Annotated in this window: 18 protein-coding genes; 17 read left to right on the top strand and 1 reads right to left on the bottom strand. The window is 38.0% G+C overall.

Annotation, left to right across the window (positions count from 1 at the left end; translation table 11 throughout):
• The first annotated feature begins 78 nt into the window (after positions 1 to 78).
• The 14 genes from BN1068_RS13090 to rodA all read left to right on the top strand — a co-directional run bounded on the left by BN1068_RS13090 (position 79) and on the right by rodA (position 19,174).
• Positions 79 to 807, top strand: a complete 729-nt coding sequence (locus tag BN1068_RS13090; RefSeq protein ID WP_077603295.1) for an MBL fold metallo-hydrolase — start codon at positions 79 to 81, stop codon at positions 805 to 807.
• A gap of 75 nt (positions 808 to 882) precedes the next feature.
• Positions 883 to 1,878: a lipoate--protein ligase gene (locus BN1068_RS13085; protein WP_077603294.1), complete on the top strand. Its 996-nt coding sequence runs from the start codon at positions 883 to 885 to the stop codon at positions 1,876 to 1,878.
• A gap of 230 nt (positions 1,879 to 2,108) precedes the next feature.
• Positions 2,109 to 2,582 (top strand): competence protein ComK, encoded by a 474-nt coding sequence (locus BN1068_RS13080; protein WP_077603293.1) that lies wholly within the window; start codon positions 2,109 to 2,111, stop codon positions 2,580 to 2,582.
• Positions 2,583 to 2,913: 331 nt separating this feature from the next.
• The gene (locus BN1068_RS13075) at positions 2,914 to 3,552 is read left to right on the top strand and encodes a TVP38/TMEM64 family protein (protein WP_077603292.1); all 639 of its coding nucleotides are present in this window, start codon (positions 2,914 to 2,916) and stop codon (positions 3,550 to 3,552) included.
• A 158-nt stretch (positions 3,553 to 3,710) separates the two neighbouring features.
• Positions 3,711 to 4,259, top strand: coding sequence for a signal peptidase I (gene lepB / locus BN1068_RS13070; RefSeq protein ID WP_077603291.1), 549 nt, complete (start codon positions 3,711 to 3,713; stop codon positions 4,257 to 4,259).
• A gap of 619 nt (positions 4,260 to 4,878) precedes the next feature.
• Complete coding sequence (addB, locus tag BN1068_RS13060; RefSeq protein ID WP_077603290.1) at positions 4,879 to 8,376, top strand: helicase-exonuclease AddAB subunit AddB; 3,498 nt, start codon at positions 4,879 to 4,881, stop codon at positions 8,374 to 8,376.
• Positions 8,369 to 12,085 carry a helicase-exonuclease AddAB subunit AddA gene (addA, locus tag BN1068_RS13055; RefSeq protein ID WP_077603289.1) on the top strand — a complete coding sequence of 1,239 codons (3,717 nt, stop codon included), beginning with the start codon at positions 8,369 to 8,371 and terminating at the stop codon, positions 12,083 to 12,085. The genes addB and addA overlap by 8 nt, the downstream gene beginning before the upstream one ends.
• Before the next feature lie 2 nt (positions 12,086 to 12,087).
• Positions 12,088 to 13,245, top strand: coding sequence for a DUF418 domain-containing protein (locus BN1068_RS13050; protein ID WP_368483284.1), 1,158 nt, complete (start codon positions 12,088 to 12,090; stop codon positions 13,243 to 13,245).
• Between the two features lie 305 nt (positions 13,246 to 13,550).
• The gene (locus BN1068_RS13045; RefSeq protein WP_077603288.1) at positions 13,551 to 13,928 is read left to right on the top strand and encodes a YisL family protein; all 378 of its coding nucleotides are present in this window, start codon (positions 13,551 to 13,553) and stop codon (positions 13,926 to 13,928) included.
• A 223-nt stretch (positions 13,929 to 14,151) separates the two neighbouring features.
• Entirely contained in the window at positions 14,152 to 15,657 is a 1,506-nt protein-coding gene (locus BN1068_RS13040) for an alpha-amylase family glycosyl hydrolase (protein ID WP_077603287.1), read from the top strand.
• Positions 15,658 to 16,082: 425 nt separating this feature from the next.
• Positions 16,083 to 16,310 carry a YolD-like family protein gene (locus tag BN1068_RS13030; protein WP_077603285.1) on the top strand — a complete coding sequence of 76 codons (228 nt, stop codon included), beginning with the start codon at positions 16,083 to 16,085 and terminating at the stop codon, positions 16,308 to 16,310.
• A gap of 230 nt (positions 16,311 to 16,540) precedes the next feature.
• Positions 16,541 to 17,089: a signal peptidase I gene (lepB, locus tag BN1068_RS13025; protein ID WP_077603284.1), complete on the top strand. Its 549-nt coding sequence runs from the start codon at positions 16,541 to 16,543 to the stop codon at positions 17,087 to 17,089.
• 272 nt (positions 17,090 to 17,361) lie between these two features.
• Entirely contained in the window at positions 17,362 to 17,991 is a 630-nt protein-coding gene (locus tag BN1068_RS13020; protein ID WP_077603283.1) for a helix-turn-helix domain-containing protein, read from the top strand.
• Positions 17,992 to 18,007: 16 nt separating this feature from the next.
• On the top strand, positions 18,008 to 19,174 hold the full coding sequence (gene rodA / locus BN1068_RS13015) for a rod shape-determining protein RodA (RefSeq protein WP_077603282.1): 1,167 nt from the start codon (positions 18,008 to 18,010) through the stop codon (positions 19,172 to 19,174).
• 84 nt (positions 19,175 to 19,258) lie between these two features.
• Here the strand turns inward: rodA and BN1068_RS13010 are convergent, their stop codons facing one another.
• Positions 19,259 to 20,701: a flavin monoamine oxidase family protein gene (locus BN1068_RS13010; RefSeq protein ID WP_077603281.1), complete on the bottom strand. Its 1,443-nt coding sequence runs from the start codon at positions 20,699 to 20,701 to the stop codon at positions 19,259 to 19,261.
• Between the two features lie 161 nt (positions 20,702 to 20,862).
• Here BN1068_RS13010 and ddlA point away from each other — a divergent pair, with 161 nt between their 5' ends.
• The 3 genes from ddlA (at position 20,863) to BN1068_RS12995 (ending at position 24,285) form a co-directional block, all read left to right on the top strand.
• A complete protein-coding gene (ddlA, locus tag BN1068_RS13005; RefSeq protein ID WP_077603280.1) occupies positions 20,863 to 21,954 on the top strand; it encodes a D-alanine--D-alanine ligase in 1,092 nt (363 codons plus the stop codon).
• A gap of 39 nt (positions 21,955 to 21,993) precedes the next feature.
• The gene (locus BN1068_RS13000) at positions 21,994 to 22,413 is read left to right on the top strand and encodes a hypothetical protein (protein WP_077603279.1); all 420 of its coding nucleotides are present in this window, start codon (positions 21,994 to 21,996) and stop codon (positions 22,411 to 22,413) included.
• A 156-nt stretch (positions 22,414 to 22,569) separates the two neighbouring features.
• Positions 22,570 to 24,285 (top strand): ABC1 kinase family protein, encoded by a 1,716-nt coding sequence (locus BN1068_RS12995; protein ID WP_175637144.1) that lies wholly within the window; start codon positions 22,570 to 22,572, stop codon positions 24,283 to 24,285.
• Positions 24,286 to 24,338 lie beyond the last annotated feature (53 nt).

The raw sequence follows: 24,338 nt of genomic DNA, 5'->3' as shown, positions 1-24,338 counted from the left end.
GTATTGTACTATAACAGTTTATTGATGTCAATACTGTATTGATACAATTTTTAAAAAAAGTATGAAGGAGATGTCAGAATGAAATTAACCATAATCGGATTTTGGGGCGGATATCCCAATAAGGATGGCGCTACATCAAGCTACTTATTAGAAAAAGATAATTATAAACTAATGCTGGATATGGGAAGCGGATCTTTGTCCAAGCTTCAGAAATTCCTTTCTATATCCGAATTAGATGCAGTGATTTTGTCACATTATCATCATGATCACGTAGCAGATATCGGCGTATTACAATATGCAAAGCTCATTGATTATTACGTTCATAATAATGAAAAAAAATTAAAGATATATGGTCATACAGAAGATAAAGAAGGCTTTCTCTCTTTGCCACATCAATATACAGAAGGAATAGCTTATCAACCAGATGACGCGTTAAAAATAGGACCATTTGAGATTACATTCTTAAGAACAGAGCATCCGGTTCCGTGCTTCGGAATGCGTATTACAGATGGTGAAAAGACAATTGTATACACTGCGGACAGCAGTTATACAGAAGCATGGATTCCGTTTGCGAAGGAAGTGGATCTACTGATAACAGACTGTAACTATTTTAAAGGACAGGATGGGACAAAGGCAGGACATATGAACAGTGAGGAAGCTGCCGGTATTGCGCAGGCTGCCGGTGTGAAGCAGTTAATACTCAGTCATTTGCCGCAATTTGGTGTACTAGAACAGTTGAAGGAAGAAGCACAACAGATTTATACAGGTGAAATTAAGTTAGCAGAAGAAGGATATGTATGGGAATAAGAGCCAGATAGAAGTTTTGATTTGCAATAGTATATGCGTTAAAATGAGACTAGTGAAAATGAGGGAGGAATTAAGTTGAAATTTATTGATAATAAAGGAATTACTGATCCCCGTATTAATTTAGCAATTGAGGAGTATATTTTAGAAAATTTTGGTGAGAAAGATACATATTTATTATTTTATGTGAATAGTCCTTCTATTATTATTGGACGAAACCAAAATACCATTGAAGAAATTAATACGGACTATGTAGACGAAAAAGGAATTAAAGTTGTCCGGCGTCTTTCCGGCGGCGGAGCTGTTTATCATGATGAACAGAATTTAAATTTCAGCTTCATTACAAAGGATGATGGCGACAGCTTTCAAAACTTTGCTAAGTTTACACAGCCTGTTGTAGATGCTTTAAATAATATCGGTGTTCCGGTTGAATTACAGGGAAGAAATGATTTAGCAGTGGAAGGAAGAAAAATCTCAGGTAATGCCATGTTCTCTACTCGCGGACGCATGTTCAGTCATGGAACTTTAATGCTGGATTCACAATTAGAAGAATTAACTAAAGCACTGAAGGTAAAGAAAATCAAAATTGAATCTAAAGGAATTAAATCCATCCGCAGCCGTGTAGCAAATATTGCGGAATATCTTGATAACCCGATATCAATGGACGAGTTCAAGGAATTAATTTTACGATATATCTTTGATGTAGAAGATGTTAAGGATGTCCCTCAATATGTGCTGACAGAAGATGATTGGGCAAAAATTTATGAAATCTCGGAGAAACGCTATCAGCAATGGGATTGGAATTATGGTAAATCACCTTCATTCAACTATCAGGAATCTAAGAAATTTCCTGGAGGACTGGTAGATGTCCGTTTAGATGTTAAAAAAGGTATTATTGAAAATTGTATTATCTACGGTGATTTCTTTGGCATAGGTAATGTAAAAGAGCTGGAGGATGCTTTAACCGGCATTCGTCATAATCGCGATGCCATCAAAGAAGCGCTGGACCAGGTTGACGTGTCACATTATCTTGGAAGAATTTCTAAAGAAGAATTTTTAGAACTGCTTTATTAATCTATTTATGATAAATAACTTGAAGAAAAACTTCATTCTGAAGGGCAGATTAAAGCCTTGAATAGAATGGAGTTTTTTTAGGTGCAAAAATTGAGGTATAGCTTTATTAATATCTTTTTATTTTTAAAATTAATACAAAAATTCAAAATAAATATATCTTTTTACTTATTTTGGTGCTATAATAATCTCAACCTCACTTATGTCACCAGGTAATTAGGAGGAATATAGAAATGAAAATGAGAGAAATTACACCCTACACCATGGCGGTAATATCTGATAAAGATGAAAACGGAAAATATGTTTCCAGAGTTTTAGAAGACGAAGTGGAGTACGTATTAGAAGGAAAACCGACAAAAGTAATTGAGTATGCATGTGCCTACTTTGGATCTGATTTAAAAGGCAGACAGAATGGCATTAAAAGTATTTCCGGTATCACACATAAAACGCCAATACCGGTTGATCCAAGAAACAGAATGTATTTCTTCCCCACGAAATCCCCGTCACATGAAAGCTGTTCCTGGATCTCGCATTCTCATATAGATGAAGTGAAGAAAATAGACAGTACATCCACACAAATTTTATTTAAAAATGGAAAAACGATTAATGTAGAGGTTTCTCATGGTATTGTAATCAATCAAATGCAGCGGACAGCCCAAATTCGATTTCTTATCGATGAGCGGAGCACTGCATTTATCGATAAATGACACCCGGTATGATTCTATTTATTACGTAGTGCTTTCCCTCCAAAGATTCTCACTAGCTTAAGATTTTCCCCTTACCTAGATCGTGTAAAAAATCCCTTTATAATAAAAACTGCATAAAATAATGTTATTTTCTAAGAATATCATTATGAATACTTCTCTGCTTATTTCTTTCTTGAAGTATAATAAATATTAATATAATAAAAAAGTAAACCCTGGTGACAATTTGAGTTTGTTAAGCTTCATTTGATAGAGAAGTTTATACTTTTCAAAAAATCTGCAGTAGCATATAATCATCAATAAGATTGTTGGAATTTTGAGGGAGACGGACCGCATGTACGTAATGAATATCACATTTTCAAATTGGCAGGCATATTTAAAAGAAGAAGGCTGGGAGGAATTTATTCGTCAGCTGCTGGAGCAATATGAAGGGCTTGGCCCCTTGCCCGGTATTGCATTGCCTTTTTTTGAAGCGTTTTTGCCATTCTTGCCGCTCATTGTATTTGTACTTGGAAATGCAGCTGCTTACGGGTTATTTGAAGGCTTTTTGTACTCTTGGCTTGGTGCAAGTCTTGGTGCTGTCATTGTGTTTTTGGTTATTCGCCGTTTAGGAAATACAAGACTGTTAAAAAAGATTCGTCATAATAAACAGGTGAGTAAGATTACCGCATGGGTAGAAAAACATGGGTTCGGGCCTTTGTTTTTATTACTTTGTTTCCCGTTTTCTCCGTCGTCTGTTATCAATGTCGTGGCAGGCTTGTCTAAAATCAGCATCTATCCATTTATATTAGCTGTACTGTTAGGGAAGACAGTGATGATTTTCTCCATTTCCTACGTTGGCTCCAGCATCATGGAATTTGCTCAGAATCCGGTACGGACAATCGTAGTCGGTATAGGTATTATTGTATTTTGGATGTTCGGCAAGTATTTAGAGAAAAGGCTTCATAAAAAAGTGGATAAGCATAGTGGATAATATATTATATGATCAAACCCCTCTGGAAAATAAAGCAAAACATTATCCAGTGGGGTTTTTCGATGCATAACTACTTCCTGTTGGCGCGGGTGAAAGATTAGATTCCTTTGCTTTGGGGTATGATGTAAGTAATAAACTAAAGCGAAGGAAGAATAACAGTGAAAAAATATAATTATTTAAGGGTTTCCATTGTAGCTGTTTCGTTAATCGCTGTGTTTTTAATTGTCCGGGCATTTTTATTTGAGAACTATGTTGTCAATGGAAAATCCATGGAACCGACCCTCTATGACGGTAATTTAATGATGGTTAATACGGTTACAAATAATATATCAAACCTTCATCGTTTTGATGTTATTGTATTTCATGCAACCGAAGAAAATGATTATGTAAAACGGGTAGTCGGATTACCGGGAGAAACAATAGAATACAAGGATGATCAGTTATATGTAAACGGTGAGTATATTTCTGAGGATTTTCTGCAGGAAGAAAAAGAGAATGCAGAAACAAAACCATTAACAGAAGATTTTACACTCCTCGAAGTAACAGGTGAGGAGACTGTGCCAGAAGACCAGATTTTTGTATTAGGTGATAATCGCGGAGACAGCTTAGACAGCAGGTCCATTGGCTTTGTTCCTGTCGATGAGGTAGTTGGAAAGGTTGACATTACCTACTGGCCGATAACAGAATTATTTAAGCAGCAGCATTAATTCAGGTGAATATTTCAATACTGGGGATTATAATCATTGAACATTCGTATTGACAGGCAGAATTTTATCATTGCAAAACAGAAGAAAATATAAAATACTTTTATTAGGAACAGGCTCCCATCTTTGCTAAAATAAAGATAGGAGCTTTTTTCGCACCTGAAAAAAGATTAAACCCAACATACAACAAGTCCGTTTCATCATGTTGCAAACATGGGTGTGAAGAAGTCTTTCTGAAAACATTGGAATACCTTTTAAAAGAAATAATAATTGGAAATACAGAATATAATTGACTGGATACGATCATCAAGCTGAAACAAACTGGTTTTTCACTAAATGAGATCAGAACTCTTTTAGACTGGTCAAAAAATGCTGATCATAAAAGACGGCTGACAAAAGAAGAAATAGAAAATCTGAAGCAGATCAAGATCCTTTTCCAAAATAAATATAAGCAAATGTTCGAACAAGAAAGACAAATAAAGGAAATAAAGCATGTGTTGAAACGTGCAGATCATAAAATAGATTATTTGCTGGAAAAAAATAAAGAAAACCTGCGTTAAATATAGGACATCATAGAATCAGCTTATAAATATATATGTCACTAAACAAGGAGTGTGTGCGATTGACTGTACAGTTTATTTTAGGCAGATCCGGTACAGATAAAAGCGAGTGGATGATGAACGATATTGAAAATCGTTTGCAAAAAGAGCCAATCGGGCCGGCTATTTTTTACATCGTTCCGGATCAGATGACATTTCAATTAGAAACAGCTTTATTTAGCCGGGAGCATTTAAGTGGAAGTATCCGGGCTCAGGTAGCCAGTTTTTCAAGACTTGCATGGCGTGTTTTACAAGAAACAGGGGGAGGACTAAAGCCTTTTATCAGCTCGGTTGGAACACAAATGATGCTTCGGAAAATTATTGCTGAGAAGAATGGAGATTGGATGGCATTTCAAAAGGCAATGAAAAAGCAGGGATTTCTTGATCAGCTGGAATCCGTTATTCAAGAATTTAAAAGATATGAAATTACACCTGACACACTTCGAATACAGCAGGATCAATTAAATAAATTTGTCCATCAATCTCCATCGGAAATGGGATTAGTACGAAAACTGGATGATTTCATTTATATTTATGATCAGCTGCTTAAACAGCTGCAGCATACTTATATGGATAATGAAGACAGATTACAAATATTAAAGGAAAAAATTCCAAAAGCCGGCATACTGGAAGGAGCGCATATTTATATAGACGGCTTCCATCGTTTTACGCCTCAGGAAATATCCGTCATTGCCGAATTGATGAAAAAGTGTGCTGCGGTTCATATCGGCTTGACATTAGATCCGGTTAATGCGGAAGAGCTGGAGGAATTAGATATCTTTTATCAGACAAACCAGACCTATCAGCAATTAACAGCTGTTGCCGAAGAAATTGGCATTTCGTTCGAACAGCCGTTTTATTTAGATCCGGCAGATGATCAATTTAGAGATCGTGCCTATTTTGCTCATCTGGAGCAAAATTTCGATGTCCGTCCTTCTCCTGAGTATACAGAGGATGCGCCAATTCAAATAGCTGAAGCGGTTCATCCCCGTGCAGAAGTGGAAGGTGTTGCCGGGGAAATCCTTTCTCTGGTAAGAGACGGGGGATACCGTTATCGTGATATTTCTATTTTAGTAAGACAATCGGATGTATATGCTGATTTAATTGAAACAATCTTTGGAGATTATAATATTCCTGTCTTTCTTGATCAGAAACGTTCGATGCTGCATCACCCTTTAATTGAATTGGTCCGTTCGATGCTGGAAGCAATTGAAAACGGCTGGCGGTCGGATGCAGTTTTTCGTGTTTTAAAAACAGGATTTATACCTGCCAATGATAAGGAGCTTCCATTAACAAGGGACGCAATTGATCAGCTGGAGAATTATACAATAGAATACGGAATCCGTTACCGGAAGCAGTGGTTAGATAATAAGCCTTGGAAATATCAGCGTTTCCGCGGATTTGATCAGGCTGCGCAGACGAGCTTTGAAAGCAAAATGCAGGAGGAAATCAACAGATACCGGAATCAAATCACAGAGGCGCTCCGATATTTTGATGAGAGCTTTCGTACTGCATCCAGCGTGAAAGAACGCTGTGAAGCTATATTTATTTGGCTCGAATCGCTGGGTGTTCCTGAAAAGCTGGAGGAAATGCGTGTCTCTTTTGATGAGCAGGGTATTCCTGAAAGAGGAAGGGAACAGCAGCAGGTATGGGACGCACTTATCCAATTGATGGATGAAATGGTCGAGATTGCCGGTGATGAAGAGCTGGATATGTCTACCTTCAATGCATCGATAAATGCCGGATTTGAAGCATTAGAATTTTCGCACGTTCCGCCGACGATGGATCATGTCTTAGTTGGTACCATCGACAGATCGCGGATGTCTGATGTCCGCTGCGCTTTTTTACTTGGTGTCAATGAAGGCGTATGGCCAATGAAGCCGCCGGTAGACGGCATGATTGATGATGAAGAAAGAGAGCTATTGGAGCAAAATGGCTTGAAGCTTGCCGAGAATGGAAAAAGACAGCTGCTTGATGATTGGTTTTATATCTATTTATCGTTAACTATTGCCAAAGACAGGTTAATGATTAGTTATCCAATCAGTGATGAAGAAGGAAAAGCAAAAGTGCCTTCTCAAGTAATCAGCAGGATAGAGGATCTGTTTCCAAAATGCCAGGAGCATTTATTGTTTCAGGATGTGGAAGATACAGCAGATACACTAAGATTTATTACTACTAAAACGAAAACCCGGGCTGCTCTGACAACGCAATTTGCCAGGATGCAGCGGGGATATGAAATTAATGAGGCCTGGTTTGCTGTTTATAACTGGTATGTCAAAAATCAGCCAAAGTATGGGATGACCTATCGTATTTTACAAGGTTTATTTTATAAAAATCTGCCGGAGCAATTAAATAAAGAAACAGCTGAAGAGCTTTATCCAAAACAAATCAAAGCAAGTGTCAGCCGCCTGGAATCCTACTATCGCTGTTCCTATCAGCATTTTGCACGGTACAGTCTGAATTTGCAGGAACGGCAGACTTATAAATTAGATGCTCCTGATATCGGACAACTATTTCATGAGGCGTTGCGTTTAATTACAGAGTGGGTTCAAAGTGAAAAGACAGATTTCAAGCAGCTTACGAGGGAAACGTCAGCGAGTTATGCACACCGGGCCATTCAGAAATTATCACCTGTACTCCAGCATCAAATTCTGCATAGCTCCAACCGCTACACCTATATTCAGCAGAAACTGGAAGAAATAATTGCCAGAGCAGCATTTATCTTAAGTGAGCAGGCAAGACAGACAGATTTTAGCCCGGTAGGTCTGGAGCTGAGTTTTGGAGAGAAGAACAGCCCGCTGCCGCCGCTTATTCTGCCGCTGGAAAATGGCTATGAGCTTCTCTTGCGCGGAAGGATTGACCGTGTAGATAAAGCAGAGCTTCACCAGGATTTATATCTTCGGATTATTGACTATAAATCCAGCTCACGTGCATTAGATCTGCTTGAGGTTTATTATGGTCTTGCTCTGCAAATGTTAACTTATTTAGACGTTGTATTGACACACTCAGAAAAATGGCTCGGTCAGCAGGCGAACCCGGCAGGCGTCCTTTATTTCCATGTGCATAATCCAATGATTAATCTCGATAAAGAAAACATAGATAGTGATATAGAGGGGCAAATCTTTAAGTCTTATAAAATGAGAGGGCTGCTTTTATCAGAAGAAGAAATCGCCAGGGCGATGGACGAATCCTTAGAAACGGGAACAAGTAATATTATTCCTGCTGGTCTGAAAAAAGATGGGACATTCAACCATCATTCGAAAATTGCGGATAATGATACCTTTGAGCAGCTTAAAAACCATATCCATGTATTGCTTGAAAAGGCAGGACTGGATATGACATCCGGCGGGGTGGAAATTAATCCATTTTTGAAGAAGGATACAGAGGCATGTACGTACTGTCCTTTTCATGCAGTTTGTCAATTTGACCCGGCATTGCAAGGAAATAATTATAGAAAAATACCAAATATAAAAGAAAAAGAAATAATTGAGCGGCTAAAAGGAGGGGAAATCCGTGGTTAAATGGACAAAAGAACAGGAACAGGCAATTTATCAAAGCGGTACGGATATCCTTGTAGCTGCTGCAGCCGGCTCCGGAAAAACAGCTGTCCTCGTAGAACGTATTATTCAGAAACTCTTAAAAGAAGAAGATGCGATTAATATTGATGAACTGCTCGTTGTTACCTTTACGAACGCAGCAGCACAGGAAATGCGGGCGAGAGTAGGAGCGGCACTGGAGAAGTCCCTGGCTGAAAAACCGGGATCTCTTCATTTAAAAAAACAGCTGTCTTTATTGCAGAGAGCATCTATTTCAACGCTGCATTCCTTTTGCTTAGATATTGTACGTAAAAATGCCTATATGATTGATTTAGATCCTTCTTTCCGGATTGCGGATGATGTAGAAATGGATATGATAAAGCGGGAGGTTCTGGATGATCTGCTGGAAGGCTGGTACGATGATTCAAACCAGGAGCAGGAACAGTTTTTTGAAGTAGTAAACCGCTTTTCAAATGATAGAAGTGATCGGGATGTGGAAGAATTAATCCTGAAAACAGCGAATTTTGCAGTTCAACATCCGTCTCCCAAAAAATGGCTGCACCAGCTGACAGCAAATTACGAAATAGAGGAAGATTGGACAGAAGAAACAATTCCGTGGCTCCAGGAAGTCAAGGAAGAGATTTCCAATCAATTGAAAGCAATGAAGCAGGAGAATGCTTTAGCTATTGCTGTGGCAAGAGAGCCGGACGGACCATATCATTATTTGGATGCTTTGGAAAAGGATACGGCGGTGCTGGAAGCGGCAACGGAAAAATTATCTGGGTGGGATGAATTACACCAATTTGTTCATGATACGAAGTTTGCAGCGTTATCAAGAAAAAAAGTAGAAGATAATCCAGAAAAACGGGAACAGGTGAAGGCTTTCCGGAAAAAAGTCAAAGACAGATGGGACAAAATGAAGGAAAAATGGTTTGTCCGCAGTCTGGCTGCTCACATTCAGGATATGCAGGGAATGGCTCCTGTTTTAAAACAGATGACCTCTATGGTAGAAAACTATATGGATCAGTTTCAACATCGGAAAAAGGAACAGGCTATTGTTGATTTTAACGATTTAGAGCATTATTGTCTGGAGGTTTTAATGGAGACTGATGAAGAAGGTGCTCCAATTGGTGCTTCCTCCATTGCTATTCAGCTGCAAAAGCAGTTTAAAGAAGTGCTTGTTGATGAATATCAGGATACGAACCTTGTGCAGGAAAGTATTCTTCAGTTAGTCCGTAATCCAGAGGATAATGGAAATATGTTTATGGTTGGTGATGTGAAACAGAGCATTTATGGCTTTCGTCATGCAGAGCCTTCCCTCTTTATTGAGAAATATAAACAGTTTGCCACAGTCAATTATCCGGCCGAGCGAATTGATTTGAACCGGAATTTCCGAAGCAGGGAAGAGGTGCTGGTTGGCGCTAACTATCTATTCCGTCAGCTTTTTGATGAAGAGGTCGGCGATATTGAATACGACCAGGATGCCGAGCTTGTTTACGGTAATCGTATTTATGATGAATTTCCGCTCCACTCTAATCCGGAATTATTGATGATTGATAATCCTCAAGGACAGAAATCCGGAGAAGGGGAAGAGATGGGAGAAGATTTAGAAAAAGCACAAATTGAAGCGCGGGCTTATGCAAAAAAAATCCGGGAATGGATTGGCACTGAAGGTACAGATACACCGATGCAAGTGGTGGATAAGGGAACTGGTCAGCATAGAAATCTGATGTACCGGGATATTGTCATTTTAATGCGTTCGATGACGTGGGCACCTGTTATTATGGATGAGCTGAAAAAACAAGGTATCCCTGTCTATGCAGAATTAACATCGGGCTACTTTGAAGCGATTGAAATCAGGGTCATGATCAGTTTATTAAAGATAATTGATAATCCGCGTCAGGATATTCCGCTGGCAGCTGTGTTGCGTTCACCTGTTGTCGGTTTGAAGGAAAATGATTTAGCGTCCATCCGTTTAGCGAACCGGCACGGAAATTTTTATGATGCACTGATAGCATACTTGGAACAAGAAGCGAATCAGGTTACCGTACAATTAAAGGAATTTCTGGAGCTGTTGGATACTTTCAGACTATCTGCCCAGCAAGGAGCATTGTCAGAATTAATATGGCAAATTTATCGGGAAACCGGCTATTATGATTTTGTTGGCGGTATCCCCGGCGGTAAACAGCGCCAGGCAAATTTACGGGCTTTATATGACCGGGCAAGAAGCTATGAAGAGACCTCCTTTCGCGGTTTATATCGTTTTCTTCGCTTTATTGAAAGGATGGAAGAAGAGCAGAAGGATCTAGGGGCTGCACGTGCGCTTAGTGAACAGGAAGATGTTGTCCGGATAATGACGATTCATAAAAGTAAAGGTCTGGAATTTCCTGTTGTGATTCTCGGGGGTATGGATAAAGAATTTAATATGATGGATTTAAACGAGAAATATCTGCTTCATAAAGATTTGGGGTTTGCCAGTAAATTTATTGATCCAGATAAACGGATTCAATATTCCACTTTATTTTATCATGCGATGAGAGAAAAAATCAGAAGAGAGCAGCTGTCGGAGGAAATCCGCTTATTGTATGTAGCATTAACGCGTGCAGAAGAGAAGTTGTTCATGGTAGGAACAGTCAATTCTGCAGAGAAGCGGAAAGCATCATGGTCATGGCTTGTACATCATGCAGACTGGGTATTGCCTGCGTATTTTCGGGTCGGAGCAAAGAATTATCTTGATTGGGTCGGACCAGCACTAATTCGTCATCCGCAAGCAGAAATTTTGAGAGAAGAGGAGATTGGAACCGGCGTTTTATCTGAAATCACAGATGATTCATCAAAGTGGTATGTACAAATTCATCCGAGTCAGGATCTTGTTTTCCTTGAGAATACGCTGCAGCAAAAACAAGATGCGTTAAAAAATCAAATCAGAAATTGGGACAGGCTTGAACAGGATAATAAAGAACTGGATACGTGGGTCGACAGACGGCTTTCCTATCAATATCCATATCAACAGGCTGTACACTCCCGTGCAAAGCAATCCGTCACAGAATTAAAACGGCAGCAGGAGCAGAAGGATGCGTACAGCGATGAGAGAATGATTCCACAATCTGCGATACGTCCGATTACAAACAGGCCGAGATTTATGCAGGCTGAAAAGAAATTAACTCCGGCTGAGAAAGGGACTGCACTTCATACTGTGATGCAGCACCTTCCTTTGAAGGGGATACTCTCCAAAGAAGAAGTGGAGGAGTTTATAGAGAAACTGGTTCAAGAGGAGAAAATGACAGCTCCAGAAGCGGAAAGTGTCTCTGCTTCAGCTATTGTAGACTTTTTAGAATCAACGATCGCCCGGAAAATTTTTGCAGAGAACAACGTATTTAAGGAAGTACCATTCAGTTTGATGCTGCCGGCTGAAAAAGTATATCCGGATTGGAAGGATCCTGTGAAAGAAAAGGTATTAATCCAGGGGGTTATCGATTGTGTTATCCCTTTGGAAGAAGGCTGTATTATCCTTGATTATAAAACAGATATGATAACAGAAGATGTCACAGAAAAATTAGAGGAGAAGCTGAGAAAACGGTATAAAACACAGCTGGAGCTTTACCGGTATGCAATTGAAGAAATCTGGAAGCGGCCTGTTAAGGAAACATATCTCTATTTCTTTTCTAAAAAGCTTCTTATTAAAGGAGAATAATAGTGCAACCTTACCAAGTGAATAAACGATTAGAATGGATAGATGCTGCGAGAGGTTTTGCGATTTTAGGTATATTTATGGTTAATATAGGATCATTTTCTGCACCTTATTTTCTCTATGGCGGAGCAGAAGATATCTGGACTGCTGGAATGGATCAATTCAGCCTGGCTTTTATTGATATTTTCTTTCAAGCCAGCTTTTATACTTTATTCTCCATTCTCTTTGGCTTCGGGATTCAAATTCAAAAGGATAGCCTGGACAAAAAAGAAATTTCACCGTATGCTTTTTTCGGAAGAAGATTGGGAACCTTAATTGTGTTTGGAATCATTCATGCTTTTGCGGTGTGGAATGGAGATATTCTCTTAACCTATGGAACGATGGGATTTTTACTGCTTTTATTCTTAAATAGCGGGGATAAAGCCCTGGCAGGCTGGGGAGTTGGTCTATTAGGATTTTCAACAATTGCATTCACAAGTCTGCAATACGCAGCGAGGGATTTTATCGTTCTGGGTAATACATCCGAAATAGAGCAGGCCTTTCAAAGCTATCGATCCAATGATTTTTCTATTATAATGGCGCAGAATTTTCAAGACTGGCAGCTGTCGAATGGATTTTTAGGCTTTATTATATACCCATTCATTATTCTCCCTCTATTTTTATTTGGGATGTACCTGGCAAGAAAGAGATGGTTTCATGACCCGCTTTCCTACAGGAGTATATTGAAAAAGATTTGGGTTATCTCACTGATTGTATTTATTCTGTTTAAAATTGGACCTTATCTATTTGGTAATCCGCTCTGGTTTGCTCTGGTGCAAGATAATATCGGAGGGACAGCATCCGCAGTCTTCTATCTGACCAGCATCACGTTATTATGGCAAAAGAGTATCTCAAGAAAAGTACTTCGTGTTCTGACACCGATCGGTAAAATGGCACTGTCCAATTATTTGCTGCAATCTGTTATTTCCTTTTGGCTTTTCTACGGTGTCGGTTTCGGACTTTACGGAGAAGTTCGTCCTTTTCAGCAAATTTTGATTGTCCTTGTTATTTTCTGCCTGCAAATTATCGGCAGTACGATTTGGCTTCGTTATTTTCAGTTTGGACCTGTTGAGTGGTTATGGAGATGTATCACATATAAAAAAATGCAGCCGTTCAGACGTTAATCATGGCGATTTGTTGACAATGGGACATTAAAATGTCATCTTAGGGAAGAAAATGGTATTATAGAGGATGTTCAAAAAGTCCCCAAATGATAAGCTGCGAATCTCTGCGTTGACGTATCTTTTTCGATACTCACGTATTTAAAAGCATACGCTCTGTTCGTAAAAGTCACGTCGCCTTGATCTTCTTGCTTCTAATTTGATTACTTTTTAAACAAGCACTTATAGTAAACGGATTATTAGTCATTTTTGTTAAATGTGGAAGATGATTATTACATGTACTTATAAAAACGAAGGAGGAAACTTAAATGGGAGCAACACATCTGCATATTACTGCGTGGGCACTGGGACTGATTCTCTTTATTATTGCATTAGTCTTATACAAAAAAAGCAGTAATAAGCCTGCAACGATTGTTCATATGATTTTACGTCTTGTGTATTTATTTATCATCATCACCGGTGGGTTATTAACCTGGGATTATTTTCAAGGCTACTCCATGCCGATACTAGGTGAAGTAATTGTAAAAGCACTTGCTGGTATTTGGATTGTAGTAATGATGGAAATGATATTAGTTTCTGCGAAAAAAGGCAAGCCGGCAACAGGCAAATGGATTCAATTCTTTATTGCACTGATTATTGTCATTGTTTTAGGCTTCTTCCGCCTGCCAATGGGCTTTTATTTCTAAATTAAGAGGGATTATGGTAAACCTGTAAATTCCTGATGAACAGGATAGAATAAAGTGCTTTAGTCAGCTGGCTGAGGCGCTTTATTTATTTTCAAAGATAATTGTGAACGCTTTTCTACATCCTTTAAATCAAGGTATGATTTTTTTAAAAAATAAGTAATAATAGAGGAAGTTCAAAAAGTCCAATAAAAATGACAGTTTTATTATCATTGGGGGAAAATCTATGATTAAAAAAATAAGTATGGGACTTGCTGCTTTCATAAGTATGTTCATCATACAAGTACCAGCTCATGCGCAGGACCAGGATATACATAATGAAATATTTTATCAAATATTGGTTGACCGGTTTAATAATGGGGACACTGAAATTCAGGGAGAAATAGATATTGATGATCCTTATAACTATCATGGCGGTGACTTTCAAGGAATCATAAATAAATTAGATGACCTGAAGGATCTCGGGATTACTACGATTTCTCTGTCACCGATTATGGAGAATAAAGAAAAAGGTTATCATGGATTTTGGATTACGGATTTCTATCAAGTAAATCCACAATTTGGAACAATGGAAGACTTTGAGCGTCTTGTATCAGAAGCGCACCAGCGTGATATGAAAATAGTTATTGATTTTGTGCTTAACTATGCTGCTGATACAAGCCCTTTGACGGAGGAGCCGGATAAAGAAGACTGGTGGCTGGGAGCACCTGCTTCAGATGATGAACATTTATCCGAAACGGTTCAATTAGACTTAACGAATCCTGATGCTGCAGATTATATATTAGACGCTGCTATGTATTGGGAGTCGGAAACGGATATTGATGGATTCAAGCTGCCTGATCTTGATGCTGCACCAGAAGCGTTTATCAAAGATTTTACTGCCGCTTTAAAAGAAAATCGGCCTGATTTTTATCTTATTGGTGATATAACAGAAGCAACTATGGATGAAGCAGAGAATTTGTTGGAAAATACATCGCTTGATATTATTAATTATCCGGAGTTGAATCAAGAATTAAGTGAAACATTTGCAGAAAGTGACAATGATGTTTCTGCGATTTATGATACCTGGAAAGAACAGGGATTAACCGATTTTTATAAACAGATAGACGGTTTCGGGCAGGAACGTTTTACAAATATTTTTTCAGGAAATCAGCGTAATGCTTTAACTGCCTGGACGCTGGCATTAACATATATGTATACAACACCAGGTGCAACGATGATTACGCAAGGGACAGAGCTTCCAATGTATGGAGGCGATGCTGAAGAGTCTCAGCGGCTTGTTCCGTTTAATAGCGGAGATGACGATTTAAAGGAATTTCATAAACGTATTGCTTCCCTGCATAATGAATTTCCTGCATTAAGATTCGGTGATTTTGAATATGTCGGGTCTGATGGATCGATGCTGGTGTTCCGTCGCAGCTATCAAGATGAGGTAATGTACGCAGCTATAAATAACGGAAGTGAATCAGCATATATAGATGTAGATAATATAGAATCTGGTATGCAGTTAAAAGGTATTTTAGAGGATAATTTAGTTCGTGAAAACAAAGAAGGCAACTACCGGATTGGAATACCGAGAGAATCCGTTGAAGTGTATATTTTAGAAGAAGATAAAGGCTTTAATTGGCTGTTTATCGGCTTTATGGTTTCTGTTCTCGCATTGTTTGTTATTGCAGTTATATTGTTAAAAAGAAAACAAAAAATAAGGGAACGTCAAGAAAGCGGAAAATAAAAACGAATCATTAATTAAAAATAAGTCCCTGCGAGGGCTTATTTTTTTGCGCACAAATAGACCTGTTAATGCGAACCTACGTTAGGTAGAGTAAATAAAGGTTAATTTATTTTTGATATAATTTTATCCATTTATTTCATGTTTACAATTACATCTGTTTTGATATAATAAGAACAAACGTTCAGAACAAAAGTTCTTATTGAGGTGGTTAAAATGATCAGTTTCTTAACAAGGGCGATGGAGAAAAAAGAAAAGATAATGATCTATTATATAGACTCTAAAGGTAAGATCAGCCAACGAATAATAAGAATGGTTGGCATAAATAGCCCCAAAGTTTTAGCTTACTGCTACTATCGTAAACAGGTGAGAAGCTTTAAAATTGATAACATACTGTCATTTGGCCAGTTGAAAAGGAGTGTCGGTGCTTGAATATACACGTGCAAGAAGAAATTGGTTTTCAGTTGTTGATGGTGCATAAAGATAACCTGCTAATTAACATTAAACACTGTAAGAATAATAATTTTTATATGGAGCAGGGATATATTGACAGCATTAATTATGAAGGCAAGTACATAAAAATCGTTGAAAAGTTTGGTCATACCGATTTTGTCAAAATAAAATTTGAAAATATCGTCAAGGTTTCTATCTTGTAAAAAAAGAGAAGAGAGTCCTTTCTTTAAGCATCTGCCCATATATTACTGTTGTACAAATCGATACTGTATGATATGGTTTTTATGTTTATCTTTACGAGAAAACTTATATACCAAAGTATCTAGTCTGTTTGTACAGTAATTTTTATTTTTGTGACATTTCACCTGATTATATAGTATAATGAAATTGAAATATAACGAGAGATATAATTCGTTTAAAGGAGGTACAGGGCATGGAGAAGGGTCTTCTGAAGAGAAAAATTTATCTGTTATGCAGAATAGCAGTGATTATTATTGTTACTGTATTTTTTGTAAAAAATTTCCTTCTTGCTCCCTCTGTTGTCTGGGGAGAATCCATGCAGCCTACCTTCTCGGATCAGGATAAGATTATTGTCAATAAAGTCGCGTCCATTGACCGGTTTGATGTGATCGTATTTCATGCTCCTGACTCTGATAATTACTATGTAAAGCGTGTGATTGGCATGCCTGGCGATCAAATTGAATATATAAACAATGTTTTATACTTAAATGGAGAACCGGTAGATGAGCCGTACCTCCTGAACGAAAACAGTCCTGCAAAGCTTGCTTTTCAAACCGGGAATTTTACTTTAGAAGAGCTTACAGGCTACTCTACAGTTCCTGAAAATACTTATTTTGTATTGGGAGACAATCGCGGAAACAGTAATGACAGCCGCTTCTTTGGATTCTTAAATGAACAGGCAATTATTGGTGAAGTAACATTCCGTATTTATCCATTCAGTAATATTGGCAGACCACAATAAATCCCTATGTGAAGGACGGATATACCTTTACATGGGGTTTTTTATTTATCAAGGATGTTACACTGTACATCTGGCTTACGCTATTCAAAATAAAATAGGACTTACTGGAGTATCGTCTTTTATATACATCTGTATATAAAGGCGATTTTTTTCTGAGAAATTTTCATGTTTCTAATAAAATCACAACAAAGTTTGACATATTGTCAACACTACTCTTATATTAGGAGTAACAAAAGAAAATATTTGGAATGATAGAAAGGTCTGGATAGTTAATGAGTCATAGAATTGGAGATTTCATCAAAGAGAAATTAGAGGAAAAACAAATTTCAATGCGGGCGCTAAGTAAGCAGACAAATATTAATATATCTACTGTATCACGCATTATTAACCACAAGCGTAAGCCCACAAATCAGCATTTAATGGAAATCTCAAAGGCTCTGGATATACCTTTTGAAGAGCTGCTTCAGAAAAATGGGCTTCCGGTAAAAACAACGGAGAAAAATACAAATGATGAACAGGATTATACTGCAATGGTTCAACATTTTTTAAAGCAGTCAGGTGATCAGCACGATTCTTTTTCTATGAAAAAAATAGAGGAGAAATTATATGAATATGAGCAGGATGCTGAAACAGAAAAAGGTCAGCATCTGATAATTGAAAATTTCCAAAAAAAGAAAGAAAATGCTGGGAGCCAAGGAGCATATATGCAGCAGCTTACATCGTTTTTTCATCGATTTTGTCATAAAAAGGGCACACGTAAGGAATTGATTTTAATGGGAGCGGCACTAATTTATTTTATCAGTACAGCAGATGTTGTTCCTGACTATCTTTTTCCGGTTGGATACTTAGATGACGCTATAGCAGTACAGGTGGTAATGAATTTACTTTCTAATAAATACTAGTAATGAGGTTTTTGATATGCGGCGGAAGAAATATAATTTGGATTATAGTATTATAACAATCTTATTTTTATTGTTTTTAATTAGTTTAATTGCTATCTATAGCGGTTCAGGGCAGTATGCACAGTCACAGCCTTATTATTTTGTGATCCGTCAGACCGTTTGGTATGTTTTTGGTATCCTCATCATGATGGCAGTTATTTTCTTTGATTATGAGCTTTTGAAACACCAGGCATTCAGACTGTATGCTGCTGGTATTTTTCTTCTGATTTGTGTTCATTTTTTTGGTGTCTTTCGCAATGGAGCGCAACGCTGGCTTAATTTGGGTTTTTTTGAAGTGCAGCCGTCGGAGTTTATCAAAATATTTCTTATCATTTATTTGGCAGTCCTTTTGGAACGTCATGGTAATCGAAAGCTGTCTTTAAAAATGAGTATTCATTTAACGTTGAAAATAATGGCAGTAACCCTTATTCCGTTTGTTTTTATCTTTCTTCAGCCGGACCTAGGTTCTGCTCTGACTATATTTGCCATTGCTTTTACAATGATTATTGTTTCCAGCATATCGATAAAAGTTATTTTACCAATCCTTTTTTCAATGGCTGCTTCGGTAGCCGGTTTAGTTTTTATATATGCTTATTATTCCGATACTTTTTCCCGTTTGTTTCAATCGCATCAAATGGAAAGAATTTATGGCTGGTTAAATCCGTCAGAGTATGCGTCTGACTATGGATATCAGCTTCAGCAGGCAGTGATGGGTATTGGTTCAGGTCAATTAAGCGGTGCCGGGTTTAATCAGGGGAAGCAGATTCAAAATGGGAAGGTTCCGGAAGCACATACAGACTTTGTTTTTACAGTAGTCGGGGAGGAATATGGTTTTATTGGTGCAAGCATTCTGATTCTGCTGTACTTTCTGCTTCTTTACCGGATTACAAAGGTAGCTTATGAGACAAATAACCTATTTGGCGTCTATCTTTGTATCGGTGTTATTGGAATTCTTGCTTTTCAAGTTTTCCAAAATATTGCAATGACGATAGGATTAATGCCAATTACAGGGATTACCTTACCATTTATCAGTTATGGCGGAAGCTCTCTAATAACCAATCTGATGATGGTTGGATTAGTAATTAGTGTGCAAATTCGTTCTTCCAGAGATGATTTATTCCGGAAAAAAGCTATCAGTGATTAGGCAGGGGATACTTGTGAAAGAGTGGAACATGGAATTTAAATTTATAAGAAAACATAAAAACCTTCAACGTGATTATGAAGGTTTTTACTTATTATTGATTTCAAAGGCAGTGCGGATTCCTGATTCAATGGCTCCTTCCATCCAGCCATTGAAGCCTGAAACATGATCACCGGCAAAATATAATCTGCCCTCGGGCTTTTCCATTTCTGCTTCTGCTTTTGCTGCGCCCAGAGCAGGAGTAAGTAAACTGAAACAGCCTGCAGAGTAGGGATTTAAACTCCAATTAAAATAAACAAGCTTTTTGAATGCCCGATACACAACATTGCCATATATTTTTGATAAATCCTTCATTACATATTCGTATATGGACTTAGGCGGAGCACTTGTCCAGAGAAGAGCCCTCTCTCCCCAGGTATAGCTGACAGTCATCACATTTATCCCTTTTTGACTGGGAATATAGGCAAAGGATATAGGTAAGTCAGTGACGGCATTTCCTAAAGAATATTTTTCCCAGAAACGGAAGTGGAATTCTATGCCAATTTTTAATGAAGGAACATGATTTAATCTGCGAATCAGCTGCCATTTTTGAAATGGGATAGATTGCTTGGGATAGATGTCTATAAATTGAAGCAGGGGAAAAGGAATTGCGGAGATAACGAAATCTCCTCGGAAACTGGCTTTTTGATTCGTATGAATTTCAACATAGGAAGCAGACGACTGGTCGATAGCAATCACCTTATGATGCATACAGGTATCTTTCTTTACCTGTTGATAGATAGATAGTGGTAATAAATCATTTCCATTATCTATTGCTGAAAAGGATACATCCTTTTGTGTTAAAGGCTCCAAAATATCCGTTAATATATCTACAAAACTGCCTTGCGAAAAACCTTCAATACCTAACATGATGCTGATTAGAAAAACTGCATTTCTAGAAAGCGAAGGACTGACGGGGTTATGAAGCAAAAATTCTTCAATGGAATAATTTTTATAGGCTTCCTCTAATTCTTTTTTTTCGCCGCTGTCTGCTTGCTGATATTGTATAAGGAATGGATGGATTGCTTCTTCAAATAAAGTAGAAGCGGTTTTACCTCTTTCCGACGGGGGGAGAGGAATCTGTAATATATCTGGATTTTTCTCATATATTTGACGTGTTGTCCGAACATGGTTGATGAAAATAATATCTTCTGGAGTTTCATTTATAAAGGGGTGTGTCTGCAGTGAGAATTTATGTAAATAAGCGTGTACCAAATAGTGATAATCTGGAATGCGCATGGCACCGGCATTAAGGTAATTTTCATCACGGAAGGTTTTTCTGATTGTCAGAATTCTGCCTCCAATCCGTTCATTTGCTTCCAGGATGACAATATCATGCCCTGCTGCTTTTAACAGGCTTCCTGCAACCAGTCCTGCCAGCCCAGCTCCAATAATGATAATTTTTTTTGACTTGCCGGTTACTTTTAAACCATCTGAGATAATTTCTAAGTAATTAGATGGGTATTTAAGCACCTCTTTATTTCTATCCATGCAGGATGCCCCTCTTCTTATTAATTTAGCACATTAAATTCCCCGTCGAAATGAACTCTGTGATAAAATAGCGATACAGGTCAAACAAATCCTGATATAAGAACATATTATGTGATGAGTATAATAATTATGTTATTAGAGTCAACAAGGAGAGGATTTAGATGAAGAAAAAAGTTGGTATTGTATTTGGGGGGAAATCATCTGAGCATGAGGTTTCCTTACAATCTGCCAAAAATATTGTAGATGCTATTAATTTAGATAAGTATGAAGTACATTTGCTGGGGATTGATAAACAGGGAAACTGGCATGTAAATGACCGTTCCCGTTATTTAATAAATGAAGAGGACCCAAGCCTGATTGCATTAAATAAAACAGGGAAGGGAATTGCTATTGTTCCTGGAGCAGAAGAGAACCAGATTATCCAGACTGGCTCTGATATAAGCATGGATCAATTAGATGTTATCTTTCCTATTGTACATGGAACACTCGGAGAGGACGGAAGCCTGCAGGGAATGCTGAAGATGGCTAATATTCCATTTGTCGGTTCTGGTGTACTCGGTTCAGCGATCAGTATGGATAAGGATATTGCCAAACGCCTGCTACAGGATGCAGGTTTAAATGTTGCCTCCGGTTACAGCTTCCGTAAAGCGAAGCAGGGGCAAATAGTCTATCAGGACATTGTGGCGGAATTAGGCACACCATTGTTTATCAAGCCGGCCAATCAGGGATCTTCTGTTGGTGTGCACAAAGTAGAAACAGAAGAAGAATTTAACCATGCTATCCAGGATGCTTTTATGTACGATCATAAAGTTTTAGTAGAGGAGGCTATCGAAGGAAGAGAGATTGAATGCTCGGTTTTAGGTAATGATCATCCAATTGCTTCTGTACCTGGAGAAATACTCCCGACTGTCGAATTTTATTCTTATGAAGCGAAATATATAGATGAGTCTGGAGCAAATCTGGAAATTCCGGCTTCATTAGAAAAAGATGTGGCCGAAAAAATTCAAGCTACGGCCGTTGAAGCTTTTGAAGCTTTGAATTGTGAAGGTCTGGCCAGGGTAGATGTATTTTTAAAAGAGGACAATACGATTATTATTAATGAAATTAATACATTGCCAGGTTTCACGAAAATAAGTATGTACCCTAAACTCTGGGAAGAAAGCGGCGTTTCCTACCGGGAACTGATTGAGAGATTAATTGAACTGGCAATCGAACGCCATCAGAGAGACCAGCAATTAAAGAGCTCTATTTAATTGTGTTTTCAAGATTAAAAGTTGTAAAAGGATGATTGAATGTCTAGCGGCAAAACAGAAAAAAATAATGTTAAAGCTTACTTACAAAGCAACCTGCCATCAGTAATGTTTCATTTATTCCTGACCGTGTCTGCAATGCTGCTGGTACTTTTTACAAATCAGGTAAAAGGAATATTTTTCAGTATTTTAGTTATATATGCTTTGTTTGGATTGTTTTTGAAAAATCAAGGGACGTTATTGAAAAATATGCAATCTGTTTCATTGGTTTTCATTATTAATCTGATATTTTATACACTGCTTCCTGTAGTGCTGCCACAGGCGCTGATGTTTTATTCTCTGCCATATATTTATTTAGGTTTTATAAATGGGCAATTAATATATTTAGCAGTTATATTCCCATCTATTTGTATGCTGATCGGGTTATACGTGAAAGTATTGATGACCAGTTTTAAAAATTAATATGTCATTAACAGGAACATTATTTGGAACGAATGTGACAGATGATCCTCCGAAGTAAATGAAAAGAAAGAGGAACTGCGATTAACAAAGGAACAGTTCCTTTTTCTAATTAAAGCCCGGATTTTCTGTTAGCAGATAGATAAGAATGGGTATACTATGAATAGAAGTAAATTCGAAGGGAGGGGACGTACCATTTTCAATAAACGTATTCGCCATATACAGCGCTATCGTGAAATACTGGTAGCTTTTTCCCGAAATGGTTTTGGTTATATTGTAAAAGAATTAGGACTTCAAAAAGTGGTTTCTTTACCTGAGAGAGTGCTCAAAGGCAAAAAAGAAATACATAATAAAACAACAGGGGAGCGAATCAGACATTTCCTGGAGGAATTAGGACCGACCTTTGTCAAGCTGGGCCAAATCGCCAGTACAAGAAATGATTTGATTCCACCGGATATTATAAAAGAATTGGAAAAGCTGCAGGATCAGGTTGGAAAAATTCCTTATGCTGATATACAAGAAATTGTAGAGCGGGAATTAGGGGAGCCTGTTCAGGAAATATTTAAGGATTTTGATAAAACTCCTTTAGCGGCTGCATCCATAGGACAAGTCCATCATGGGGTTCTGCAGACCGGGGAAGAGGTGGCTGTAAAAGTACAGCGCCCCAATATTGAAAAGAAGATTCATACAGATTTAGAAATTTTAATGAATTTTGCAGCACTGGCAGAAACACGTTTAGAGTGGGCAAAGCAATATAAAATTACAGAAATCATTGAAGAGTTTAAGGCATCTATCCTGGCTGAATTAGATTATACGCTGGAAGGAAGAAATGCACATAAAATTGCAATGAACTTTAAAAATGATAAAGAAGGTGTCAAAGTTCCCGACGTCTATTGGGAGTATACGACAGAACGCGTTTTGACGATGGAATTTGTCAAAGGTATAAAGCTGGATGAGAATGAACAGCTCCTCAGGGAAGGCTATCAGCCCAAGGTTATTGCTGAAAAATTAATTCATAACTTATTTGAACAGATTCTGATGGATGGTTTTTTTCATGCCGATCCGCATCCGGGAAATGTAATGGTTCTTCCGGGACATCAATTATTATTTATGGATTTTGGAATGGTCGGCCGGCTGACACCGATGATGAAGGATCATTTAACAGATATGATTATTGCGCTGGCACGTCAAAATACACATGCCATTGTGAAGGCTATTTATAAAATGGGGGTTGTTCCTGACGATGTAGATGACGATATGATGCGTGCAGATATGGAAGAGCTGCGTGATAAATATTATGATATCCCGTTTAGTCAGGTAAGCTTGGGAGAAGCAGTCAATGATTTGTTTCGAGTTGCCTCCAAACACCGGATCCGGATTCCTGCTGATCTTTCTTTAGTCGGAAAAACGCTCTTAACGCTTGAGGGGACAGTGGAAAGATTGGACCCGGATATAAGTATTGTTAAAATTGCACAGCCTTTTGGTAAAAGGTTAATAAAAGAGAAATATCGTCCGAAAAAAATAGCTGAGGAAGTTTATGAGCAGGTCGATGATTATAAAGATATTATTCTGGATTTACCAGAGCATATTAATGCGATTTATAAACTGTTACGTTCGGGGAAGTTTCCTCTGGAAATATCGGTTGCCAGGGTGGACATGATTCTTAAGAAGCTTGATAGAGTCAGTAACCGGCTATCTTTCAGTATTGTACTGTTATCTTTTAGTATTATCATGGTTGGATTAATTATCGGCTCGGCAATTGCCGGAGAAGTGTCTTACTTCTGGAGCCTGCCAGTTATTGAAATTGGTTTTGTTGTTGCAGTACTGCTGTTTATATGGTTAATTTTTTCGATTTTCAGGTCGGGGAGATTTTAGGGAAGAGAAAAGCTTATGTCAGGCAGGAGGAATCTCCTTCAGACATAAGCTTT

The organism is Oceanobacillus sojae (genome assembly GCF_900162665.1).
Classification (GTDB): Bacteria; Bacillota; Bacilli; order Bacillales; family Amphibacillaceae; genus Oceanobacillus; species Oceanobacillus sojae_A.
This window is presented reverse-complemented; position numbering and strand designations above follow the sequence as displayed.